The sequence below is a fragment of the Nocardia sp. MDA0666 genome (assembly GCF_003023875.1).
GTDB lineage: Bacteria > Actinomycetota > Actinomycetes > Mycobacteriales > Mycobacteriaceae > Nocardia > Nocardia aobensis.
The window spans coordinates 50714-73221 of sequence record NZ_PYHT01000012.1 but is presented as its reverse complement, the minus strand read 5'-3'; the positions used below and the strand labels follow the sequence as shown (position 1 = coordinate 73221).

The window sequence follows — 22508 nt, the reverse complement described above, 5'->3', positions numbered from 1 at the left end:
GAACACCGGGTGCCACGCACCCGGAGATGCAAGGAGAACTGATGCCCGGACCGGAGTTTGCGACGCTGCGGGAACAGGTAGCCGCGTTGCAGGCCAAGACCATCTCGGCGACCGAACTGCTCGAACTGAGCATTGCGCGGATCGAGAAGTTCGACGAGAAGGTCAACGCCGTTGTGGTGCGGGACTTCGAGCGCGCTCGCGTTGCGGCGAAACAGGCCGATGCGGCATTGGCGCGGGGCGAGGATGCGCCGCTCCTCGGCGTTCCGGTCGCGGTGAAGGAATCGTTCAATATCGCCGGTCTGCCGACCACGTGGGGGCTCCCCGACGCGAAGGGCTGGGAGCCGGCCGAGGACGCGGTGCTGGTGTCACGTGTCAAGGCAGCGGGCGGGGTTGTCGTCGGCAAAACGAATGTGCCGTTCTTCCTGCGTGATTGGCAGTCCTACAACGACATCTACGGCACGACCAGCAATCCTTGGGATCTGACCCGCTCGCCCGGGGGCTCGTCCGGAGGGTCGGCCGCCGCGCTCGCGGCGGGGTACGTCTCGCTCGCGCTCGGCTCCGATATCGGCGGCTCCTTGCGGGTTCCGGCGCATTTCTGCGGCGTCTATTCACACAAACCCTCCCGCACCCTGCTGCCGGGGCGCGGACATATACCGCCGCGCACCCCGGCGCTGGCGGCACCGATGGACCTTCCCGTCGTCGGGCCGATGACTCGCAGTGCCGCCGACCTGACCTTGGCGACACGGCTCTTGGCAGGGCCTGACGACGTGGAAGCGGTCGCCTACAAGCTCGAGCTGCCACCGCCGCGCGGCGAGGAACTCGCACAATTCCGCGTGCTGATCATCGACAGTCATCCGCTGGTGCCGACTTCCACCGTGATTCGCGACGGTTTCGAACGGATCGCGCAGGGACTCGAGCAGGCCGGTGCCTCGGTCGCGCGGCAGAGTGCTTTACTGCCCGACCTCACGCTGACGGCGAAAACCTATTTCACACTGCTGATGTCGCAATTCGGCGCCGATGCGTCGCCCGACGCCGTCCGGGCGATCCAAGCCGTCGTTGCCGAGATCCCGCCGGAGACCGACACCCTCGAGGCGGTCATCCAACGAGCGTTCGTCGCCAGCCACGGCGACTGGATGAAGGCCGACCGCGTCCGCATCGGCCTGGCCGACAGGTGGCGACAGCTGTTCGGCGAATTCGACGTGGTGCTGTGCCCGATCACCCCGACACCCGCCTTCCCCCACGACCATTCGGCAATGGACACCCGCACGCTCGAAATCGACGGCACCGCCTACCCGTACAACTACAACCTGGTCTGGGCGAGTATCGCCACCCTGCTCGGCCTCCCGGCCACCGCAGCGCCGATCGGACGCTCACCGGAAGGGCTGCCCTTCGGCATGCAGATCATCGGGCCCTATCTCGAAGACCCGACAACCTTGCGATTCGCCGAATTGCTCGAGCAGGAGCTCGGCGGATTCACCCCGCCGCCCGGCTTCGAATAGACACTGTCCACGCGAAGTAGTTGAGCAAGGCGAGAGGTCTCGTCTCAGGCGACCTTCCAGGTACGGTCGCCAAGCGTGACGACAAGGTCGACCGATCCACCCAGAGCCGAGACATACGCTCGGATCGTGTCGATGCCGGACACCTCGCCTCGCTCGATCTTCGAGACTCTCGCCTGCGAAATCCCCAAAGCTTCAGCGACTTCCGTCTGCGTGAGGCCGGTCGACTTTCGGATCTCGGCGAGCTGGTGGCCACGCAAATAAGCCTCGTGCCGTTCTCGGGCACGATCTCGTGCTGCAGCGCGTTCTGGCTCGGTTCGGGAATCGGCATGGCGCGCTTTGGCCTTTACTTCGCTCCAAGTGCTGAACTTCGAACTCATCGCTGCTCCTTCAACGCTTCCAGATGCTCAGTGAAGCGCTTGTCGGCTCGTCCGCGCAGACTCCCAAGAACCACGACTCCACCTCCGGATGAAGACTGATCTCCCAGGTCACCGCATCGAGTACAACCTATTTGTTATAGCAGAGCCTTCTCGGTGAACGAGCGACGCTGATGCCGAACTCGCGGCTGAAATGCGTCAGCAGCCTGCTTGGAACGGATAGCAGGTTGCCCCTTCGGTAGGCGTTGCCGAACGCGGTGAGGTGCCTTGCCGGTCAGTGGGCGCGACGGGCGACGTCGGGATCGGTGTTGTTGTCCTCTCGGGTGGGTGAACCTGGGATGGTGCCGGTTGAGAGCCGGGTTGGGCACGGGGGTGGTCTTTGCCGGCCATGTAGCCGATGCCGCAGACGAGGATCAGCGCGGCGGCGATTCCCAGGAGTGCGGTGCGGAGGCGGTGGTTTGCCGGCGGTTGGGTTCGTGGGTCGACGTCTGGGGCGGGCTCGTGCCAGTTGGGCTCCGGTGCGTCAGCTTGCGGGGATGTGATCGGCGCGGTGTGGGCGGTGGTGCCGGATGGGAAAGGGGCGGGGATAGGCTCGGCCGATCTCCGGGGCGGTCCGGACGAGGGGAGCGGGGCAGAGTTCGAAGGATGAGTTGTGGCTGCCGGGGCTGCTGCGGCTGGATCGTTGGGGAACGGTTGCGAAGCTCGTGTAGAGGAGGGTGTCGGCTCGGCATGCGCGGCCGACGCGGTCGAGGGGTGTGGTTCGGCGTGCGAGGTAGACGAGGTCGAGGGGTGCGGCTTGGCGGAGGGGACCGGTGAGGTCGACGAAATCGGTCCGGCCGACGAGGTCGGCGGGACTGAAGAGACGGGGGCTGGAGCCGGCGGGGCTGCGGAGATCGAATCTGTCCGTGCGGGCGGGATGGGTGAACCTGTCGGGACCGCTTGCGAATTCGCTTCGACCTGGCCTGCTATCTCAGGCTGGGCGTCCGGTGTGCCCGACGGAGTGGAGATGTAGGCCGGGGTCGACGGGGCTGCGGGGGCTGACTCGTCTTGTGCAGGCCGGATGTGCGAACTTGCTGGATCCGCTTGTGAATTCGGTTCGGTTTGGCCTGCTGGATCCGGCTGGGCGGTCGGTGCGCCTGAGGGGGCGGCCGACGAAGCAGCAGGGTCCGGGTCTTCCAGCTTCCGGGCCGCCGGCACCTCGGTCGGGAAGCCCTCCGCCACCAGGTCGGCGTAGAGCCGCCGGCGGCTTTCGGCGTCGCGGGTGCGGTCGACTCGCAGGGCCGTCAGTACGGTGACGACCAATTCGGCGGTCCATGGGGTTCGGTCGCGGTGCTGGGCGGTTCGGCCGAACCACGAGTACAGCTGGGAGGCGCTGTCGCCGAGGAGGACGGTGAAACCGCCGGGCATCGGGCCCTTGTCGAGGGTGAGTGTGTTGCCGGACTTGGGCATGAGCAGGATCAGGCCGTCGACGAACGGTTCCGGGCCTCGTGTCAGTTCGGCGACGAAGGTTCTCAGCGCGGAGACAGGCCTGCGCACTTGGTGCAGGGGGTTGAGGGCGTCGCCGCGGAGTTGGACCGGGTCGCCGTGGATGCCGGGGGCCGACCACCGCTCGTTCATCGAACAGGACAGCGGTCCGCGGGCCTTCTTGCGAAGCACGTCGACCTCGATGACAGCCACCGCGTGCGGAGTGAAAACCAGGAGACCGGCTTCGGTGCTCCCGCCGTCCAGCCTCGGGACGTAGACGCCGGAAACAGCGATTCCGGGATGGGTGACGTAGTTCGCGAGCCATTCGACGACCTGCTGTTCGGTCTTCGGTTTGGTGATGTCGCCGTTGATTATCAGCATGGCCGGTTCGACCTCCAGAAGCGTTGTAACACATCAACGTTAACCGAGTTCTTCCACGAAAAGCCGCGTGATAACACTGCGCTGCAAGGGGTTTCGCTACGTCATCGCTGGTGGGCTGCTACGGCGGCGATTTTCGATCGAAAAGTGAGATGAGACAACAGATTCCGACCGGACGGAATGTCGGCTCGGGTCGCTCGCTCGACTCGTGCGTGCGATCGGCCGTTTCGATTCGGCGGAAGTGCGGTGCGGCAGCAGAGTTCACCGAACTGTCGTCTCGGGGACGTTCCGGTATGTCAGAGTCTGACGGTATGGGTGTTCTGCGGCGCATGGCGGCCGGTGGTGTCGTCGCGATGAGTCTGGTCGCACTGTCCGGATGCGGCGGGAGTAGCGACACCGCGCATCAGGGCGCGATACCTCTGGTGTCCACCGGCGATCTCCCGTCGGCGCAGCCCGGTGAGGTGCATCTGTTCGGCTTCAACGATCTGCACGGTCATCTGGAACCGCCGGAGGCGAGCAACGGGCAGGTGGGGGAGTACACCGCGGGTGGGGCGGCGTATCTGGCCACGCATCTGCAGCGGTTGCGGGCGGCGTATCCGGACAGCGCGGTGGTGTCGGCGGGGGACAACATCGGGGCGAGTCCGCTGGTGTCGTCGCTGTTCCACGACGAGCCGACGATCGATTTCCTGAATCAGGTGGGGGTCGCGGCGTCGGCGGTGGGTAATCATGAGCTCGACCACGGGGTCGTCGAGCTGGGACGGTTGCGGGCGGGCGGTTGTGCGCTCGACGGGTGCTCGCCGGGGGAGCCGTTCACGGGTACGCGGTTCGATTTCCTCGCCGCCAATCTCACCGACTCCCGTGGTGAACCCCCGTCCGGGGTGCGGCCGTGGACGATGCTGACGGTTGGCGGGCACAAGATCGGCGTGGTCGGTGTGGTGACGCCGGATACGGTGAATCTCGTTTTCCCGGAAGGCATTCGCGGCTACACCTTCGGCGAGGAGGCCGAGGCGATCAACAAGTACGTGCCTGCCATGAAACAGGCCGGTGCGGAAACCGTTGTCGCCCTTGTGCACGACGGCGGTGCACAGGGAACAGCGGCGAAGACCACCGACTACAACGGTTGCGCCGAGATCAGTCCCGATGTGCCGGCATTGGCGGCGCATACGGATCCTGCCGTTCGGGTGCTGCTCACCGGTCACAGCCACCAGGCGTACAACTGCGAATTCGACGGCAAGGTGGTGACCCAGGCCGCGTCCTACGGCCGCCTGATCACCGACGTCACACTGCGGTTCGACCACGGGAAAGTGTCCGCGCACGCGGTGAACCGGGTGGTCACGCGCGATGTCGCTCCCGATCCGGCGGTGGACGAGCTGATCGGGTTCTTCTCCGGTCAGGCAGCGCCGCGTGCGCAACGGGTCGTGGGCACCGCCACGGCGCCACTGACGCGCAGCGATCGCGGCGGCGGTGAATCGCCGCTGGGTGCGGTGATCGCCGATGCGATGCTCGACGTCACCCACGATTCGGCTCGAGCGGTCGCGGCGTTCATGAACCCGGGCGGGGTGCGCGCCGATATCGGTCCCGGGCCGATCACCTACGGCAGCATCTACGAGACGCAGCCGTTCGGCAATCAGGTCGTCACCGTCACCCTGACCGGCCGCCAGATCCTGGACCTGCTGGAACAGCAGTGGGACAACAAGAGCAAACCCGCCGTGCTCTCGGTCGCGGGCATCTCCTACGCCTACGACGACAAGGCCGCGCCGGGGCACAAGGTGGTCGCCGACTCCGTCCGCATCGGCGACCGGCCTGTAAATCCGGTCGCGACCTACCGGGTGACCACCAACAACTTCCTCGCCTCCGGCGGCGACGGCTTCGCGGTGTTCACGCGGGGTACGGACACGACGGTCGGCCCGACCGATCTGGACGCCTTGGAGACCTACCTGCGTCAGCGGGGCGCGGTCGGCCCGCCGGAGCAGCGCGTTCAACGCCGGTGAACGAGGGCGTCGCTGTCGCCGGCGCCGCACGCGGGTAGGGCTGACCGTCGGGGGCGCGATACGTCGAGTTCGCCCACATTTGTGCTCGCAGCAGGCACAATGCGGACATGCGCGGCGGGTGGGAGCAGCCAGCAGCAGACCGCCGGGCGGGACGGGAGCCGGGCGGGGGTGGTGCGCGGAAACGACACGGGCGGCATTACACGCCGCCTCGGTTGGCGGAGTTTCTCGCGGAGCGGATGCTCGCGCATGTGCGACCGGGCGATGAGTTGTCGGTGCTCGACCCGGCCTGCGGGGACGGTGAGTTGCTGTCGGCATTGGCACATGTTGCGGCGCAACGCTTTCCGGATACATCCTTGCGTCTGGTGGGATACGACCTGAATGCCGCGGCGGTTCACGAAGCTCGGGCCCGGGGTGGGGCCTGGAACAGCCGATTCGGGAGCTGGTCGCAGGTCTGGCAGGAGGAGGGCGCCGCCGAATCGTGGGCCGGATCGCGGGTGGCGGGCGCCGTCGGTGCCTCTTTCGATTCGGTGCCCGGGACGGATGTCGCGCCGCCGTCGAAACGTGTCGTCATCGATTGGCGGGTTGGCGATTTCCTCTGTGCCGCAACCGAGTTGGCTGACGCGCACTTCGACGCGGTGATCACGAACCCGCCGTATGTGCGGACTCAGCAGCTCGGCGGCGCGACCGCGCAGATGCTGAGCAAGCAGTTCGGGTTGTCGGGACGTATCGATTTGACCCATCCATTCGTCGCGACGATTCCACGGCTGTTGCGGCCCGGCGGAGTGCTGGGCCTGCTGTGCGCCAACCGATTCCTCAGCACGAAGGCGGGAGCGAATCTGCGGGCGCTGTTGTATGCGGAGCTGACGCCGGTGGAGCTCTACGACCTCGGGGATACTCGGCTGTTCGAGGCGGCGGTGTTGCCGGCGGTGACGATCGCTGTGCGCGGGCACGAGCAGCGGACCTGCCGGTTTGTCACGGCCTACGAGTCGGAGCGCGAACCGACAGGCGATGCCAACCTGTTCGACGCTTTGGTCAGCCCGGCCGATTCCGTGGTGGAACACGGCGGGCGCCGCATCGCGGTGGAGAGCGGAACGCTGTGGACCGGTGCGCACGACAGCGCGGGGCGAGTGCGGAATCCGGAGCCCGGTATGGCCCCCTCCGTGGCATCGGCCGGCGGGAAGTCACCGTCGAGCGAAAAGTCCACGGCGAGTGAAGAGTCACCAGTGGTCGCAAGCCGAGCGGGGGCGAGCCGACCTGCCGGTGGTGTTCCGGTGCATCGCAGCACCTTGATCGGCCGCGAGCATGACGCTGAATTCGGGATGGCAGGGCACGTGGCGTCGATCGACCGGCGGCGCGGGGATGTGGTCGAGCCTGGGCAACCGCCCGCGGACGCGCCTTCGTGGACACCCGCCGAGGGTGTCGACGCCGATGTGAAGTGTGAAGACGAATCGCGTACCAGCACTTTCGATCCCGCTACTCCGTGGCGCATGTCGCGACCGGATACGGATGAATGGTTGGCGCGAATCGCAGCCGGCACGTGGCGCACGTTCGGTGAGGTCGCGCGAATCAGGGTGGGAATCAAGACGAATGCGGATCGAGTCTTCATCTCGGACCAGTGGGAAGATCGGCCCTGCTGTCCGGAGCCCGAATTGCTCCAGGGACTACTGACTCATCACGATCTCGTTCCGTGGCGGATCACACGTGCCCACGATACCCGCGTGCTGTATCCCTATGACGCTTCGTGTTCGTGCCGCACACCGATCGACCTGAACGAATACCCCCGTGCCGCAGCCTATCTCGCTCAGCACAAGGACACCTTGGCCGCTCGGGACTACCTCACCGGCACCGGGCGGGAGTGGTTCGAGATCTGGGTGCCGCAGCGGCCGCATCTGTGGTGCCGGCCGAAGGTGGTGTTCCCGGATATCAGTGTGGCGCCGCGGTTCGCGCTCGATCGCAGCGGTGCGGTGGTGAACGGGGACTGCTACTGGATGTCGCTGGCCGATATCGGCGACGAGCACATCGCCTATTTGCTGATGGGCGTGGCCAATTCGACGCTCGGTCTGCGGTTCTACGATGCCGTGTGCGGGAATCGGCTCTACGCCGGGCGGCGGCGCTGGATCACGCAGTATGTCACCCGGCTTCCGCTGCCCGACCCGAATACCGGTGCGGGACAGCAGCTCACCGATCTGGCTCGCGAATTGGCGAACGGCGGCGCCGAACCCGATGCCGCGCTGCTCGACCGGCGAGTGGCAGCGGCGTTCGGGCTCGGCGAAGCCGGATAGCCCGCCCGGAGGCAGTCAGGCGGTGCGGCCGCCGACCATCGGCAGCAAGGTCCGTCTAGCGAAGACGCGGGCGGCCTCCGCATCCGAGAGCGGGATCAGCCCGTCGGGCGTCAACGCCAGCGATTGCGCCAGCCGGGCCATGATCTCGGCGACGAGGTCGGCATCGAAATCCAACTCGGCGTTGGCCTTCTGCAGACCGCGCAGCTTGTCGCCCAGATAGGCGCGGCCCACCGCGAGGATCGGACCGGCGTCGGTGGTCAATCGGGGCAGGATCAGCTCCGGTTCGGTGCGCAGCAATCGCTGCAGCAGCTCGTTGTGCGCCAGCGCGGTGATGAAGACGACGAAGATCTCCACCAGCTGATCCTCGTTGTCGGTGATGCTGCCGACCCGCTGTTCGATATCGGCGACGAAGCGCTGCGCCTCGCGCACGCTCACCGCCTCGACCAGATCGTTCTTCGATTCGAAGCGGCGATACAGCGTCGCGGGACTGATGCCGGCGCGACGCGCGATCTCACCCATGCTGGTGCGCTTGATCCCGAAGTCCAGGAAGGCCGACAGAGCGCTCTCGAGCAGCTGCTCACCGTCGGAGCGGGGCTTCTCGAGGATGCGGGCCAGGATGGACGGAACAGGGGGCATGGGGTCTCCAGTCGAGTCGGCGAAGGACCGCGTCGATGCGGAAGGCTGACGCTCATTATCTCATCGCGCCGGACCGCCACCGACGTCGTCGACCGCCCGCGCTCATCGCAGATTCAAGGCGGCCATCTCCTGCTCGATCGCATTCGCGGCGAAATCGCTTCCGCTGGAACGTAATTCGTGGACCCGGCGCTGTAGCGCCTCGATGCCACCGGGTTGGGCCGCGATATCGGCCACACTGATCCGCCCCTTGGGTCGGTGCATACCGGACTGCTCGTACGACACCGTCTAACCTCCTGCATACCCACGTCGCAGTACGCCGCCCGAGGCGATGATTCACTGCCGCGGACCGCGAACATGCTGCGACGATGCTATCAAGAGATCAACCTGGACGCTTGACCAATGTGGCCCGTCTCACAGCTGGCTGCCGGTGTCGCGGTGAGTGGTCATATTGTGCAGATAGACCGCGGCGTTGAGCTTGATGCGATCGCGTTCGGCATCGCCGAGTTCGCGCCGCACCTTGCCCGGTACACCCGCGACCAGGGAGCCGGGCGGGATCTTCGCCCCCTCGGGAATCAGGGCATTGGCGGCGATGAGACTGCCCTCGCCGATCACCGCGCCGTTGAGCACGGTCGCGCCCATGCCGACGAGGACGTCGTCGCCGATCGTGCAACCGTGCAGGATCGCGTTGTGGCCCACCGACACTCCGCTGCCGACCTGTAGTGTGAATCCCGGATCGGCGTGCAGGACGCACCCGTCCTGGATGTTGGTGCCGGCGCCGATCTCGATGTCCTCCATATCGCCGCGGATCACCGCGCCGTACCAGACGCTGACCTGTTCACCCAGCCGCACCCGGCCGATCACCGCGGCCGTCGGCGCCACCCACGCGGTGTCATCGATCTGCGGCTCGTGCTCACCCAGCTTGATCCTCATGCAGGTCAACATAGCTGGCCCGGAACTGGGCGCGATGTGCGGCCGGTGGCAGCCCGAGGGTGCGGTGGAAATGGTGGCGCAGATTCATCGCCGTCCCCAGGCCGGTCTCGGCGGCGATGCGGTCCATCGTGTCGTCGGTGGATTCCAGCAGCAGCCGGGCGCGGTCGATGCGCTGATCGAGCAGCCAGCGCTGCGGGCTGGAGCCGGTGCGTTCGCGGAAGCGGCGGGTGAAGGTGCGCCGCGACATCAGGGCGGTGCGGGCCCAGCCGTCCAGATCGATCGGATGATCCAAATGTGTTCGCGCCCAGACCATCGCGTGTTCGATCGGATCATCGTCGTCGGCGTCGGGCACCGCGAGCGGTATGTACTGTGCCTGTGAACCGGCGCGATAGGGAGCCAGGACCAGCGTGCGCGCGAGTTCGGTCGCGGCGCGGGCGCCGTGGTCGGCGCGCACCAGGTGCAGGCAACAGTCCAGTGCCGCGGCGACTCCCGCGGAGGTGACCACATCGCCGAGATCGGTCCACAGCCGATCCGCGCGCACGGTCACCGCGGGAAACGCGCGAGCCAGGCTCGCGGCCAGACCCCAGTGGGTGGTGACTTCGCGCCCGTCCGCCAGACCGGTCGCCGCGACGACCCAGGAACCGCGGCACAATCCGACGATGCGGACGCCACGGTCGTGCGCGCGCCACAGGGCGGACGAAATGACCTCGGGCACGGGCAGTTCCGGGTTCCAGCTGGGGATCACCACGGTCTCCGCCCGGTCGATCGCCTCGGGGCCGTGGCGCACGACGAGGTCGAAATCGCCGGGCGTGCTGAGAATTCCGGGAACTTCCGCGCAGGTGAGCACCTGGTAGGGCGCGCTGTGCTGCACGCTGGTGCCGATGCGCCCGAACACCATTCCGGGAACGGACAGATGAAACGGGCTGACCCCGTCGAAGGCGACCACCGCGACCACATGCATGGCCCGATCTTATCGAAGCGTGGCCTGCGGGCCACTGTTCGAACGTGCCGGAGCGGTACAGGCTGTTGCTCATGACGAACACGCTCTCCACCACGGTCGAACTCCTGCACATCGGCGGCCCCACCGTCCGGCTGAACTACGGCGGGCTGGTCTGGCTGACCGATCCGACCTTCGACGACCCCGGCGACTACTCCGCCGGCGCGCTCACCCTGCACAAACTGACCGGACCGGCAATCGCCGCGGATCGGGTGGGTCCGGTGGACGTGGTGCTGCTGTCGCACGATCAGCATCCCGACAACCTCGATCCGGCCGGGCGCGACGTCATGGCCGGCGTCGAAACCGTACTGTCCACACCGGAAGCGGCCGGACGACTGGAAGGTGTTCGGGGACTGACGGTGTGGGAGTCGGTGCGCATCGGCGCCGTCACCGTCACCGCGGTACCCGCCCTGCACGGTCCGGAGGGAGCCGAGGCGTTGAGCGGCACGGTCACCGGGTTCGTATTGCAGGCCGAGGATCTGCCGACGGTGTACATCTCCGGCGACAACGCCTCCGTCGACTACGTCGAGCGCATCGTGGCGAGATTCGGCCGGATCGACATCGCCCTGCTCAATGTCGGCGCCGCGAACGTGGGCCGGTTCGAGGATCGCGACGTCACGCTCAACGCGCGCACGGCGCTGGCCGCGGCGGCGGTGCTGGGCGACGCGGTCGTGGTGCCGGTACACGCCGAGGGCTGGGCCCACTTCACCGAGACCCTCGATCATCTGCGACGCACCTTCGGCTACGGCGGGCGGGAGAAGCAGCTGCGGATCCCGCCGCTCGGCGAGTCGATCACGGTGTGACGAGGACGGCGGACGGCCGGGCGCGAATCGATTGCCGATTGGTTGCGGTTCGGCGAATCACCGCGACATGATCATGGCGCCGCGCCCGGATCGGGGCCACGATGGCGGTATGAGAATCGGTGTTCCGCGCGAGATCAAACCGCAGGAGAGCCGGGTCGCCCTCGCCCCGGCCGGCGCCGTCGAACTCACCCGGCACGGTCATCGGGTGCTGATCGAATCCGGCGCCGGACTCGAGTCCGGATTCACCGACGCCGATTACGCGGCCGCCGGGGCGACGATCGCTGCGACCGCCGACGCCGTGTGGGACGAGGCGGAACTGGTGTTGAAGGTGAAAGAGCCGGTGGCGCCCGAATATTCACGCATGCGCGCCGGGCAGGTGCTGTTCACCTTCCTGCACCTGGCGGCCTCCCGGAAATGCACCGACGCCGTGCTGGCCTCCGGCATCACCGCCATCGCCTACGAAACCGTGCGCGGACCCGACGGATCGCTGCCGCTGCTGACGCCGATGAGCGAGATCGCGGGCAAACTCGCACCGCAGGTCGGCGCCTACCACCTGATGGCGCCCGAGGGCGGCGCCGGCGTGTTGCTGGGCGGTGTGCCGGGGGTGCGGCCGGCGGAAGTGGTGGTGATCGGCGGCGGGGTGGCCGGAACGAGTGCGGCGACGGTCGCGGTCGGAATGGGCGCGCGCGTGATCGTGCTCGACAACAATCCGGTGCGATTGCGGGAACTCGATGTCCGGTTCGCCGGTCGCGTCACCCCGCTCGCCTCGAATGCCGCCGATATCGAGCGGGCCGTCGTCGCCGCGGATCTGGTGATCGGTTCGGTGCTGGTGCCGGGAGCCCGTGCGCCGCAACTGGTTCCGGACACCCTGGTGCAGCGGATGCGCCCGGGGACCGTACTGGTCGATATCGCCATCGACCAGGGTGGTTGTTTCCAGAGCTCGCATCCCACCACGCACGCCGAACCGACCTTCGCCGTGGCTGATTCGCTGTTCTACTGTGTCGCGAACATGCCCGGCGCGGTCCCGCACACCGCCACCGTCGCATTGACCAACGCCACCCTGCCGTATGTGCGGACCATCGCCGATCTCGGCTGGCGGGAGGCCTGCCGGGCCGACGCGGGGCTCGAGGCCGGGCTCAATGCCGATGCGGGACAGCTCTGTTCCGCGGCGGTGGCGCGAGCGCACGGCCTGGTCGGTGCCGGTCACGGCGCGAGGTGGCGGGGCTGACCGAGCACGGCCTCACATCGTCCAGTCCGGTTCGCCCTCGGGCAGATCGTGCAGCTTCTCCGGATTGCGGACGATCGCGATCGAGGTGATGCGGTCCTCTTCGACGGTGAAGGCCATGATTCCCAGGTGGTTGCCGTCGAACACCATGAGCCCGGGCAGGCCGTTGACCTGAACCATGCGCGCCCACGCACCGGTTCCGGCGCGGTACCAGCCGAAGTACAGCTTGGCCACCAACTCGGCGCCCTGCACCGGCTGCCGGATCGCCGGCACGCGGCCGCCACCGTCGGCGGTCAGGGTGACGTTCTCGTCGAGCACACCGAGCAGACCGCTCAGATCGCCGGATCGCCACGCCGTCGAGAAGGCCGAGACCACCCGCTCGTGTTCGTCGCGAGACGCCGGGAAGCGCGGGGTGCCGTCCTCGACGTGTTTGCGGGCGCGGGAGGCGAGCTGGCGGACGGCGGCGGGGGTGCGGCCGACCACGTCGGCGACCTCGGGACCGGTCATGCCGAAGATGTCCTGCAGTACGAAGGCGGTGCGTTCGGCGGGCGAGAGCGATTCGAGGACCACCAGCAGGGCGGTGGTGACGCGCTCGTCCTGCGAGATGCGGTCGGCGGGGTCGTCCCAGCTGGTGACCTCCGGTTCGGGCAGCCATTCGCCGACGTACTGTTCGCGCCGCGCCCGGGCCGAACCCAGCTGATCCAGGGCGAGGCGGCCGGTGACGGTGGTCAGCCAGGCCCGCAGATTGTCGATTCGATCACCGGGAGAACGGGTCTCGTACCAGCGTTGCAGCCGCAGCCACGCCTCCTGCACGACGTCGTCGGCATCGCTGAGGCTGCCCAGCGTGCTGTAGGCCACCCGGCGCAGATACTGGCGGTGCTCCTCGAACTGGCGTGCCAGTTCGGTCTGGTCGATATCGTCGTGTCCGGTCGTCACAGGTGCCATCCTCGTCTCGCCGTGCGGGCCCGCCGCCCGGGTGCTTCCCCATGGTGACGATGCGGCTGTGCCGAGTGTGACATCGGGGTGCCGGTCGCGGCCGATAGTCTCGCCCGGTGCGATATGGAACGGCGCGGGCCGCGGGACTGCTGATCGGATTCGCGGCGGATCGGATATGCGGTGATCCGCGGCGGGGACATCCGGTGGCGCTGTTCGGGTCGGCGGCTGCCGCGCTGGAATCGCCCTGGTACCGCGATACGCGTGCCGCCGGGGTCGCGCACGAGATCGTCTTGGTGGGCGGGGTCGTAGCGTTGGGTGCCGGTGTGGAAATCGTCGGCCGGCGGTCGGGAACTATCCGTGGGCTCGGCACCGTCGTGATCACCGCGGTCGGCACCTGGATCGCGCTCGGCGGCACCACGCTCGCCCGGACCGGACGCGATATGGCGGATCGGCTGGAGGCGGGCGAGTTGAGCGGTGCGCGCGAGGTGCTGCCCTCGCTGTGCGGACGCGATCCCGAGGTGCTCGATGCCGACGGATTGGCCCGTGCCGCAGTCGAATCCATCGCCGAGAACACCTCCGACGCCACCGTCGCACCGCTCGTGTGGGGTGCGATCGCGGGTGTGCCGGGCATCTTGGGCTACCGCGCGATCAACACCCTCGACGCGATGGTCGGCTATCGCAACGAGCGGTACCGCAACTTCGGCTGGGCCGCCGCGCGCGTCGACGATCTCGCGAATCTGCTGCCCGCGCGGGTGAGCGGTGCGCTGACCGTCGCGCTCGCGCCGCTGGTGGGCGGCCGGCCCGGCGATGCCTGGCAGGCGTGGCGCCGCGACGCCGGATCACATCCGAGCCCCAATGCGGGCGTCGCCGAAGCCACGATGGCCGGTGCGCTGGGCATCGCGCTGGGCGGGCGGACCGAGTACCGGCACGGGATCGAGATACGGCCGGTGCTGGGCAGCGGGCGGACTCCGCAGGTGCCCGATCTGCGGCGAGCGGTGCGATTGTCGAACGGCGTGCAGCTGGCGGCCGCGGTGGCAGCGGCTGCGTATGCGTTCGGCCGGCGCCGGTCAGTTCGGGCCGAATTGCCGGAGTAGGGCCGCGGTGTCCAGGTATTGCCGGTCCCGGGCCACCTTCGCGGTCAGCGGCGGCCGTTGCCGTAGCGGTCGGCGAGGCGGTCCGCGGTGGTGCGTGGTTTCGCCGGTGGTTCGTCGGATACGGGCGTGGTCTCGGATTGCGCCTTCGGAGCCGGGTCCGAGGGGGCGGTGGCCGGACCGGTGCTCGTGTCTTCGGTTGCGGTGCTTGCTGATTCGGCGCGCGATCCGGCTGTGCTCATCGCCGGAACGTGTTCACTCGGTGTGGCCGTGGCCGCCTGCGCGGCGGCACGGTCGCGGCGGCGTTCGCGGAGTTCGGCGTAGACGAAATAGCCGAGGCCGAGCGGGGCCATGACACCGAATGCGATCCATTGCAGGCCGTAGGACAGATACGGGCCCGCGTCGAGCTGGGGGAGTGCTTCCGGGGTGAAGGCGCCGGGCTGGCCGGCGTCCAACTGCAGATAGCCGCCGTGCTCGGCGGTGGCGAAGCCGGCCAGCGGCGTGCCGAGAAGGGTGGAGAGCTGAGCGGTATCGACCGAGTACACCTGACGCAGGCCGTCGCGGACCATCGGATCCTTGCCGGGGACGACGCCCTCGGATCTGCGCACCCGTCCCTCGATGTGCTGCGGACCCGACGGCGGTTCCGCGATCATCGGCAGATCCGAGCCGTTCACCGCCGCGATCAGGCCGCGATCGACCAGCACGACCCGGCCGTCGTCGAGCCGGAACGTGGCCAGCACGCCGTAGGCGGGCTGATCGTTGAGCCGCTGCAAACGCTCGACCACCATCGAATTCGGCACATAGCTACCGGTGGCGATCACCCGCCGCCATTCGGTGTCGGCCGGATTCGTCCCGGCCGGAGGTGTGCCCTCGCCGGTGTTCAGCAGGTTCTTCGCCGGAACCGGGTCGGCGTTCACCGAGGCCGCGATCAGGTTGTTGCGATGCGACGTCGAGGTGTTCTTGCCCAGCTGCCAGGGCGCGAGCACGGTGAAACACAGGTAGGCGAACGCGACGACGATGACGGCCAGAATCGCCCAGCTGGGCCGCAGGAGGAAGGTGAGCCGGCGCAGGATGTTCATCACCGCGGTCCGGTCGTCGCGGGTTCGCCGAGTTGTTCGCGGACCCAGGCCAGCAGCGCCGGAACGGCCGCCTCGATCTGTTCGCGCACGAGCTCGAAATCGGTGTCGTCGCCGTAGTAGGGATCGGGGACGTCGTGATCGTCGGCGCCGGGGTCGAAGCTGCGCAGCAGTCGCCGCCGCGCTTCCGGAATCCGCAGCCGGGTCAGTTCCCGATCGTGGTTGGAATCGAGGGCGATCAGCAGATCGGCGTCCAGATGATCGGGCCCGATCATGGCCGCGACGTGCCCGATCGGATATCCGTGCCGGGTGAGCAGGGCGGTCGTGCGCGGGTCGGCGTCCGAGCCGACGTGCCAGGCGGTGGTGCCGGCGCTGCTCACGCGCACCCGATCGGCCAGTCCGGCTCGTTCCAGATGCGCGGCGAAGATCTTCTCGGCCATCGGCGACCGGCAGATATTGCCGGTGCAGATGAAGGTCACGTGCAGCTCGCCCACGCACCCATTGTGGCCGGTCGGTGCGGGCGGCGGCCACGTAGGGTAGGTGGCTGTGCCCGAGGACACCCCCACGACCGCCGGCACGCGGTCGCACGCAGGCCCGAGCCGCCCGAGCGACACGCGCCCCGGCGGACCCGCAGCCGACGTGGATGCGACACGTGCGGATTTCGCCGTGGGCGTTCACGAGAGCGTCGGTGGCCTGAGGACGCCGGGGGAGGTATCGATATTCGTGGACGACGACGCTCGCGATGCCGCCGAACGCCCCGACAGTGACGGTGCGGCGACCCGGGCGCAGGGCGTGCCCGGCGGCGGTGCGGGCAAGGGCCCGGAGTTCGCTGTCGCGGGATTCGGTGACGGGTTCGGTGCTTCGCCGGTCGATCGTTCGGCCTTGCGGCATCACGGGGACCGCGATGTGCGGCCCGGGATGCTCGACTTCGCGGTGAATGTGCGCGGCGACGCGCCACCGGAGTGGTTGCTGTGGCGGCTGGCCGCGCGATTGCCGGAGCTGGGGCGATATCCGTCCGAGGCGGAGGCCGAGGCGGTGCGCGCGATCGTGGCGGCACGGCACGGGCGCGCGCCGGAGGAGGTGTTGCTGCTGGCCGGGGCCGCGGAGGGATTCGCGCTGTTGCCGCGGCTGGCGTCGCGGCTGGCGGCCGTCATCCATCCGTCCTTCACCGAACCGGAACTCGCACTGCGTGAGGCGGATGTTCCGGTGGCGCGGGTGGTGCTGGCGCCGCCCTACGAGCTCGCCGGGGCGCGGGTCCCCGAGGACGCCGATCTGGTGGTACTCGGTAATCCCACCAATCCGACCTCGGTGCTGCATCCTCGCGCCGTGATCGAATCGCTGCGGCGGCCCGGTCGCATCGTGGTGGTCGACGAGGCGTTCGCCGATGCGGTGCCCGGTGAACCGGAATCGCTTGCGGGACAGTCCTATCCGGATGTCCTGGTCTTGCGCAGCCTGACCAAGACCTGGGCGCTGGCCGGGTTGCGGTGCGGATACCTGCTGGGTCCGCCCGAGGTGCTGGCCCGGTTGAACCACGGTCGCGCGCATTGGCCGCTCGGCACGTTGCAGCTCGAGGCGATCGCGGCGACCTGCGAAGCACATGCGATCGCGGAGGCCGAGGCGAGTGCGTCCCGGATCGTTGCCGAGCGGGAGGCGATGATTCCCCGCCTGCGCGCCCTAGGCATCGACGTGCACGAACCGGCCACCGGCCCCTTCCTGCTGATCCGCGTGCCCGACGGCGAGTTGCTGCGGAAACATCTGGCAGACAAGAACATCGGTGTTCGACGGGGTGACACCTTCCCGGGGCTCGGCACCGAATTTCTGCGCCTGGCGGTCCGCGACCACGCCGCCGTCGATCGTTTGATCGCCGCGATCGAGGCCGCCGGGCTGTGAGGATCGGCGCCCAGGCGGCCGGGTGGCTCGCGGCGCGGTCCGGCCCGGCCGGCGGCATCGGCGTGGATAATGACCGGAACGGCGAAACGGTGGAGGTGCGGTGGTGACAGCGACGAATTCTGTTGTGACGCTGAAGGACTTGATCGGTGTTCTCGACGGCGCGTACCCGCCTCGGCTGGCGGAGTCCTGGGATTCGGTGGGGCTGGTCTGTGGTGATCCCGCGGACTCCGTCTCGCGGGTGCTGTTCGCGGTCGACGCCACCGCCGCCGTGGTCGACGAGGCGATCGATTGGGGCGCACAGGCTTTGGTCGTGCACCACCCGCTGCTGCTGCGCGGCGTCGACACTGTGGCCGCGAGTACCCCGAAGGGTGCGCTGCTGCATCGGCTGATCCGCAACGACTGTGCGTTGTTCACCGCGCACACCAACGCCGATTCGGCCGATCCCGGAGTGTCCGATGCCCTCGCTCACACGCTCGGGCTGACGGTGACCGGGCCGCTGGAACAGAAATCGCTGGCGCCGGTGGACACCTGGGTGGTGTTCATTCCGCGCGCGCACACCGACGCTGTGCTGGCGGCGATGTTCGAGGCGGGCGCCGGCGGCGCCGGGTTCTATCGCGAATGCGGTTGGCGGGTGCCGGGAACGGGGCAGTTCCGGCCGATGGCGGGAGCGAATCCGGCGATCGGGCAGGTCGGTGACCTGGAATTCGTCGAGGAGGACCGTGTCGAGGTGGTGGCGCCGCCGTCGGCCCGCGCCGCGGTGCTGGCCGCGCTCCGTGCCGCCCACCCCTACGAGGAACCGGCCTTCGACGTCACCGAGCGCGCGGCGCTGCCTTCGGCGCAGGGCCTAGGACGCATCGGCACGCTGCCGGAACCGGAAACGTTGCGCGCCTTCACCGCTCGCGTGCGCGCCGCCCTGCCCGGCACCGCCTGGGGTGTGCGAGCGGCCGGCGATCCCGAGCGTGAGATCCGCACCGTCGCGGTATGCGGCGGCGCGGGCGATTCCTTCCTGGGCACGGTCGCGAAGCGCGGCGTCGACGCCTACGTCACCGCCGACCTGCGCCACCATCCCGCCGACGAACACCTGCGCGCAGGCGGTCCCGCACTCGTCGACGTCGCCCATTGGGCCAGCGAATTCCCCTGGTGCGCCCAAGCGGAAGGCGTTGTGCGGGAGGCATTTCCGGGAATGGAAACCCGGGTCAGCACCCTCCGCACCGATCCGTGGACTCTGGGCGCCGCCGACGACTGACGTAAGCAGCGGTCACACAGCGTCGGTGAGTTCGGTGACGAGCCGTCAGTCCCGTGCGGTATGAAGGCGAGCGGCGCCAGGGCGGAGGCCGGCTCAGACGTTCTCCTGCGACCGTGGACCGGCGCGATCTCACTCGGTCCGGATGTCGGGCTCGTGGTCGACCGGGAAATTGACCGAGTTGGCGATGAAGCAGCGCTTGTGGGCCTCGGCGTGGAGTGCGCGAGCCTGCTCGGCCAGGGCGGCGTCGGTGATGGTGACGCGGGGGCGCAGGGTGACCTGTTCGAAGCGCTGGTCGTTCATCACGCCTTCGGCCTCGTCGAGATAGTCGATCACCACGATTCCGGCCTCGACGCACAGATGCAAGTACCACAGCATGTGGCACTCCGAGAGCGAGGCGACCAGGAGTTGCTCGGGATTCCAGCGGGTCGCGTCGCCCCGGCCGACGACCGGGTCCGCCGACCCCTGCAACGGCGTCCGCCCCTCGGCGAGCACCTCGTGATTGCGCGAATACGAGCGGTAATCGGTGGTGGCCCCGGTCCACACCACGTCCACGCGATAACGATGTTCGGCCATCCGGTCAGAGTGTCACAGTGGCGTCGGCACCGCACCCGAGTTGTCGGCGGCCCGCGAACCGGCACCCCGGCGCATCGCGTTCGGCCGCGTATCCGGTGGTCGCGGGCGGGCGATGCGGGGTTGGGGCGAAACCGGCCGCAGGCAGAGTACGGTTGAGCACCGGCGTCGCGCACCCGCTGCCCGTCGCTCCGCAACCGTCCATAGTGTCGAGGAGTACGTCCCGCGTTGAATGTCGAACCACCGATCCAGGCCAAACTGCTCGACCTCGCGGCCGTCGACGCCGAGTTGACGCGGATCGCGCATCGCCGCAAGGTGCTGCCCGAACAGCAGGAAGTGCAGCGGCTGGAAGCCGAACGCACCGACCGCAAGGATGCGGCGGTCAAGGTCGAGATCCAGCTCGACGATCTCGACCGCGACATTCGCAAACTCGAGGGCGAGATCGACGCCGTGCGCAAACGCGAGGCGCGCGACCGCGGCATGCTCGAGGGCGGCAACGTCGGCGCGAAGCAGCTCTCGGAACTACAGCACGAACTCGGCAGTCTGGAACGCCGGCGCGGGGTCCTCGAGGACGAACTGCTCGAGGTGATGGAACGGCGCGAGGCCGCCGAGGCCGATCACCAGCACGCGGGCGCCAACCTCTCGCGCGCCGAGGAGGATCTGACCCTCGCGCAGAGCCGTCGCGACGACGCGGTCGCCGACCTGGATGTGGCCGCGCAGCGCTGTGACGCCGACCGCGCACAGCTCGTCGCCGGATTCCCGGACGAACTGCTCGCGATCTACGACAAGCAGCGCGCCCAGCACGGCGTCGGCGCGGCGCTGCTGCAGGCCCGCCGATGCGGCGCCTGCCGGATCGAACTCGACCGCGGCGAGATCGCCCGGATCGCCAAAACCGATCCGCAGGTCGTGGTCCGCTGTCCCGAATGCGGTGCGATCATGGTGCGCACCAAACAGTCCGGATTGTGACGGGCCGGCGATGACGGTACGCACGGTGATCGTCGAGGCCGACGGCGGCTCGCGAGGTAATCCCGGTCCGGCGGGCTACGGCGCGGTGATCTGGGATTCCGATCGCGCCACAATCCTCGCCGAACGTCGCGAATATCTCGGCGTCACCACGAACAATGTCGCCGAATACCGCGGTCTCATCGCGGGTTTGGCCGCCGCCGCCGAGCTGGGCGCGCGCACCGTCGAGGTGCGGATGGATTCCAAACTCGTCGTCGAGCAGATGTCGGGACGCTGGAAGGTCAAGCACGCGGCCATGATTCCGCTCGCAGAGCGAGCCCGGCAGCTGGTCGCCGGCTTCGATCGGGTGAATTTCCAATGGATTCCGCGCGAGCAGAATTCGCACGCCGATCGGCTCGCCAACGAGGCCATGGACGATGCGGTGGTGGTCGCGGAGGTGCGCGAGGCGGATACCGAGCGGCCCGTGATCGACAGCGTGGCCGAACCGGAATCGGCTGTCCAGGATTCGGCACGCGGCGTCGAAGCCGAGCTGCCGAGCTGGATCGACGAAGCGGCCGATGCCCGCGCCGCGCACGAGGATCCGGTCGTGCAGGAGACGGCCCCGGCATCCGGCCCGGGCTGGACCGGCGCCCGCGGGCGGCCGACCCGGCTGTTGCTGCTGCGTCACGGCCAGACCGAATTGTCCGTGGAGCGACGGTATTCCGGCCGCGGCAATCCGGAACTCACCGCACTCGGTCGCGAACAGGCGGCCCGTGCCGCGAAATACCTTGCCGCCAAAGGCGATATCGCCGCGGTCGTGAGCTCGCCGCTGGGCCGGGCGCGTGAGACCGCGCAGGCCGCGGCCCAAGCGCTCGATGTGCCGGTGCGGGTCCTGGACGCGCTGACCGAGACCGACTTCGGCGAATGGGAAGGTCTCACGTTCACCGAAGCGGCGCAACGGGATCCGGAACTACATCAGCGCTGGCTCGGTGATCCGTCGCTGCCCGCTCCCGGCGGTGAGAGCTTCACTCAGGTGCGCGAACGCGTCGAGGGCGCGCGCCGCGATCTGCTGGCGCTGTATCCGGGACAGAACGTCGTCGTGGTCAGCCACGTGACGCCGATCAAGACGCTGCTGCAGTTGGCGTTGGAAGTCGGCCCGTCACTGCTGTACCGGCTGCACCTGGATCTGGCGTCGCTGTCGATCGCCGAGTTCTATCCCGACGGCGGATCGTCGGTGCGGCTGGTCAACGACACCTCGTACCTCTGAACACTGTTCGAGGGCAGCGAGTTCAGGGGCGCAGCACCGACACCAGGAATTCGGTCTGGTCGTAGACGGCCTTCTCGAACCAGTCGTCGAAGTAGATGTCGAAGTGCCCGATGGGGTATCGCTTCACGATGCCGTGTTTGGTGCGCTCGGCGGCCTTGAGCGTCGGACCCACCGGCGCGATCGAATCGTTGTCGCACACCGCGTAGAACACCGGCACCTTGATGGCCTTGGTGCGCCGCCACGGTGAATCGAACATCACCGACATACTCACGCGGGCAGCCACTTTCGGCTGGTACTGCGCGCTCTCCTCGGCGAGGCGGCCGAAGCCCTCGGGCACGTCGGAGGCGCTCATCAACGCCGCCGAACGCTTGCGCCCGGCCAGTCGCACGCCCACCGGCTTGCGGCGGATCGGGCCCACGAGAAGGTCGACGAACGCGAGGGTGCCGGTCTTGGCGAGGCTGATCGGCCCCTTCGCCATCGCCGAGGACCAGCCGCTGGTGAACGGGCACTGCGCCACGACCGCGGCCAGATAGTCGTCCTCGTGCGCGATGGACAGGACGTGTCCGCCGCCGAAGGAGCTGCCCCACAACGCGATTCGGGTCGCATCGAAACCCTTGAGGGTGCGGGCGAAGGTGATCGCGGCGCGCCAGTCGTCGCGCTGGCGCGTGATGTTGATCAGCTGGCGCGGCTCACCACCGCTGGCGCCGAAATGCCGGTAATCGAAGACCAGCACGCCCATTCCGGCCGCGGCGAACCGGCGTGCGTAGCGATCCAGACCCATTTCCCGGTTCGCGCCCAGCCCGTGCCCCATGATGACCAGTGGACGTGGTTTGGGCGGGCCGTCCGGAAGATAGAGCCACGCTGCACACTGTTCGCTTCCCGAACCGAACCCCACCTCGACACGCTCCATG

Annotated in this window: 21 protein-coding genes; 10 read left to right on the top strand and 11 right to left on the bottom strand. The window is 68.4% G+C overall.

Going from position 1 to position 22508, the window contains the following annotated elements:
• The first annotated feature begins 41 nt into the window (after positions 1 to 41).
• Complete coding sequence (locus C8258_RS18235) at positions 42 to 1499, top strand: amidase (RefSeq protein ID WP_106956305.1); 1458 nt, start codon at positions 42 to 44, stop codon at positions 1497 to 1499.
• A gap of 44 nt (positions 1500 to 1543) precedes the next feature.
• Here C8258_RS18235 and C8258_RS18230 read toward each other — a convergent pair whose 3' ends face one another.
• The gene (locus C8258_RS18230; protein ID WP_106956207.1) at positions 1544 to 1876 is read right to left on the bottom strand and encodes a helix-turn-helix domain-containing protein; all 333 of its coding nucleotides are present in this window, start codon (positions 1874 to 1876) and stop codon (positions 1544 to 1546) included.
• 195 nt (positions 1877 to 2071) lie between these two features.
• A complete protein-coding gene (locus C8258_RS18225) occupies positions 2072 to 3718 on the bottom strand; it encodes a nuclease-related domain-containing protein (protein ID WP_106956206.1) in 1647 nt (548 codons plus the stop codon).
• Positions 3719 to 4026: 308 nt separating this feature from the next.
• Between C8258_RS18225 and C8258_RS18220 the strand changes: the two genes are divergently transcribed.
• The gene (locus C8258_RS18220) at positions 4027 to 5706 is read left to right on the top strand and encodes a bifunctional UDP-sugar hydrolase/5'-nucleotidase (protein ID WP_233225170.1); all 1680 of its coding nucleotides are present in this window, start codon (positions 4027 to 4029) and stop codon (positions 5704 to 5706) included.
• Positions 5707 to 5813: 107 nt separating this feature from the next.
• Positions 5814 to 7988 carry an N-6 DNA methylase gene (locus C8258_RS33240; RefSeq protein WP_233225169.1) on the top strand — a complete coding sequence of 725 codons (2175 nt, stop codon included), beginning with the start codon at positions 5814 to 5816 and terminating at the stop codon, positions 7986 to 7988.
• A 15-nt stretch (positions 7989 to 8003) separates the two neighbouring features.
• On the opposite strand, the gene C8258_RS18205 is transcribed toward C8258_RS33240, so the two are convergent.
• The 4 genes from C8258_RS18205 to C8258_RS18190 all read right to left on the bottom strand — a co-directional run bounded on the left by C8258_RS18205 (position 8004) and on the right by C8258_RS18190 (position 10515).
• Positions 8004 to 8624 carry a TetR/AcrR family transcriptional regulator gene (locus tag C8258_RS18205; RefSeq protein ID WP_106956205.1) on the bottom strand — a complete coding sequence of 207 codons (621 nt, stop codon included), beginning with the start codon at positions 8622 to 8624 and terminating at the stop codon, positions 8004 to 8006.
• A gap of 102 nt (positions 8625 to 8726) precedes the next feature.
• Positions 8727 to 8906 carry a hypothetical protein gene (locus tag C8258_RS18200; RefSeq protein WP_036499925.1) on the bottom strand — a complete coding sequence of 60 codons (180 nt, stop codon included), beginning with the start codon at positions 8904 to 8906 and terminating at the stop codon, positions 8727 to 8729.
• Between the two features lie 129 nt (positions 8907 to 9035).
• Positions 9036 to 9554, bottom strand: a complete 519-nt coding sequence (locus C8258_RS18195; RefSeq protein ID WP_199195750.1) for a gamma carbonic anhydrase family protein — start codon at positions 9552 to 9554, stop codon at positions 9036 to 9038.
• On the bottom strand, positions 9535 to 10515 hold the full coding sequence (locus tag C8258_RS18190) for a GlxA family transcriptional regulator (protein WP_106956203.1): 981 nt from the start codon (positions 10513 to 10515) through the stop codon (positions 9535 to 9537). The genes C8258_RS18195 and C8258_RS18190 overlap by 20 nt, the downstream gene beginning before the upstream one ends.
• A gap of 71 nt (positions 10516 to 10586) precedes the next feature.
• Between C8258_RS18190 and C8258_RS18185 the strand changes: the two genes are divergently transcribed.
• Together C8258_RS18185 and ald are read left to right on the top strand one after the other, a co-directional pair.
• Positions 10587 to 11354 (top strand): MBL fold metallo-hydrolase, encoded by a 768-nt coding sequence (locus C8258_RS18185; RefSeq protein ID WP_106956202.1) that lies wholly within the window; start codon positions 10587 to 10589, stop codon positions 11352 to 11354.
• A 109-nt stretch (positions 11355 to 11463) separates the two neighbouring features.
• On the top strand, positions 11464 to 12582 hold the full coding sequence (gene ald, locus C8258_RS18180; protein WP_106956303.1) for an alanine dehydrogenase: 1119 nt from the start codon (positions 11464 to 11466) through the stop codon (positions 12580 to 12582).
• A gap of 12 nt (positions 12583 to 12594) precedes the next feature.
• Here the strand turns inward: ald and sigJ are convergent, their stop codons facing one another.
• Entirely contained in the window at positions 12595 to 13515 is a 921-nt protein-coding gene (gene sigJ / locus C8258_RS18175; protein WP_223273418.1) for an RNA polymerase sigma factor SigJ, read from the bottom strand.
• Positions 13516 to 13631: 116 nt separating this feature from the next.
• Between sigJ and C8258_RS18170 the strand changes: the two genes are divergently transcribed.
• A complete protein-coding gene (locus C8258_RS18170; RefSeq protein WP_106956201.1) occupies positions 13632 to 14609 on the top strand; it encodes a cobalamin biosynthesis protein in 978 nt (325 codons plus the stop codon).
• A gap of 44 nt (positions 14610 to 14653) precedes the next feature.
• Here C8258_RS18170 and C8258_RS18165 read toward each other — a convergent pair whose 3' ends face one another.
• Both C8258_RS18165 and C8258_RS18160 read right to left on the bottom strand, forming a co-directional pair.
• The gene (locus C8258_RS18165) at positions 14654 to 15685 is read right to left on the bottom strand and encodes an SURF1 family protein (RefSeq protein WP_369974766.1); all 1032 of its coding nucleotides are present in this window, start codon (positions 15683 to 15685) and stop codon (positions 14654 to 14656) included.
• Complete coding sequence (locus tag C8258_RS18160) at positions 15685 to 16176, bottom strand: low molecular weight protein-tyrosine-phosphatase (RefSeq protein WP_106956200.1); 492 nt, start codon at positions 16174 to 16176, stop codon at positions 15685 to 15687. The genes C8258_RS18165 and C8258_RS18160 overlap by 1 nt, the downstream gene beginning before the upstream one ends.
• A gap of 229 nt (positions 16177 to 16405) precedes the next feature.
• Between C8258_RS18160 and cobC the strand changes: the two genes are divergently transcribed.
• Positions 16406 to 17572 (top strand): Rv2231c family pyridoxal phosphate-dependent protein CobC, encoded by a 1167-nt coding sequence (gene cobC, locus C8258_RS18155; protein WP_255420426.1) that lies wholly within the window; start codon positions 16406 to 16408, stop codon positions 17570 to 17572.
• A gap of 103 nt (positions 17573 to 17675) precedes the next feature.
• Positions 17676 to 18818: a Nif3-like dinuclear metal center hexameric protein gene (locus C8258_RS18150; RefSeq protein ID WP_106956300.1), complete on the top strand. Its 1143-nt coding sequence runs from the start codon at positions 17676 to 17678 to the stop codon at positions 18816 to 18818.
• A gap of 129 nt (positions 18819 to 18947) precedes the next feature.
• Here the strand turns inward: C8258_RS18150 and C8258_RS18145 are convergent, their stop codons facing one another.
• On the bottom strand, positions 18948 to 19391 hold the full coding sequence (locus C8258_RS18145) for an OsmC family protein (protein ID WP_106956199.1): 444 nt from the start codon (positions 19389 to 19391) through the stop codon (positions 18948 to 18950).
• A 225-nt stretch (positions 19392 to 19616) separates the two neighbouring features.
• Between C8258_RS18145 and C8258_RS18140 the strand changes: the two genes are divergently transcribed.
• Entirely contained in the window at positions 19617 to 20354 is a 738-nt protein-coding gene (locus C8258_RS18140; protein WP_036499940.1) for a zinc ribbon domain-containing protein, read from the top strand.
• Positions 20355 to 20364: 10 nt separating this feature from the next.
• Positions 20365 to 21597 carry a bifunctional RNase H/acid phosphatase gene (locus C8258_RS18135; protein ID WP_106956198.1) on the top strand — a complete coding sequence of 411 codons (1233 nt, stop codon included), beginning with the start codon at positions 20365 to 20367 and terminating at the stop codon, positions 21595 to 21597.
• Between the two features lie 22 nt (positions 21598 to 21619).
• Here the strand turns inward: C8258_RS18135 and C8258_RS18130 are convergent, their stop codons facing one another.
• Complete coding sequence (locus C8258_RS18130; RefSeq protein ID WP_106956197.1) at positions 21620 to 22507, bottom strand: alpha/beta hydrolase; 888 nt, start codon at positions 22505 to 22507, stop codon at positions 21620 to 21622.
• Position 22508: the final 1 nt, after the last annotated feature.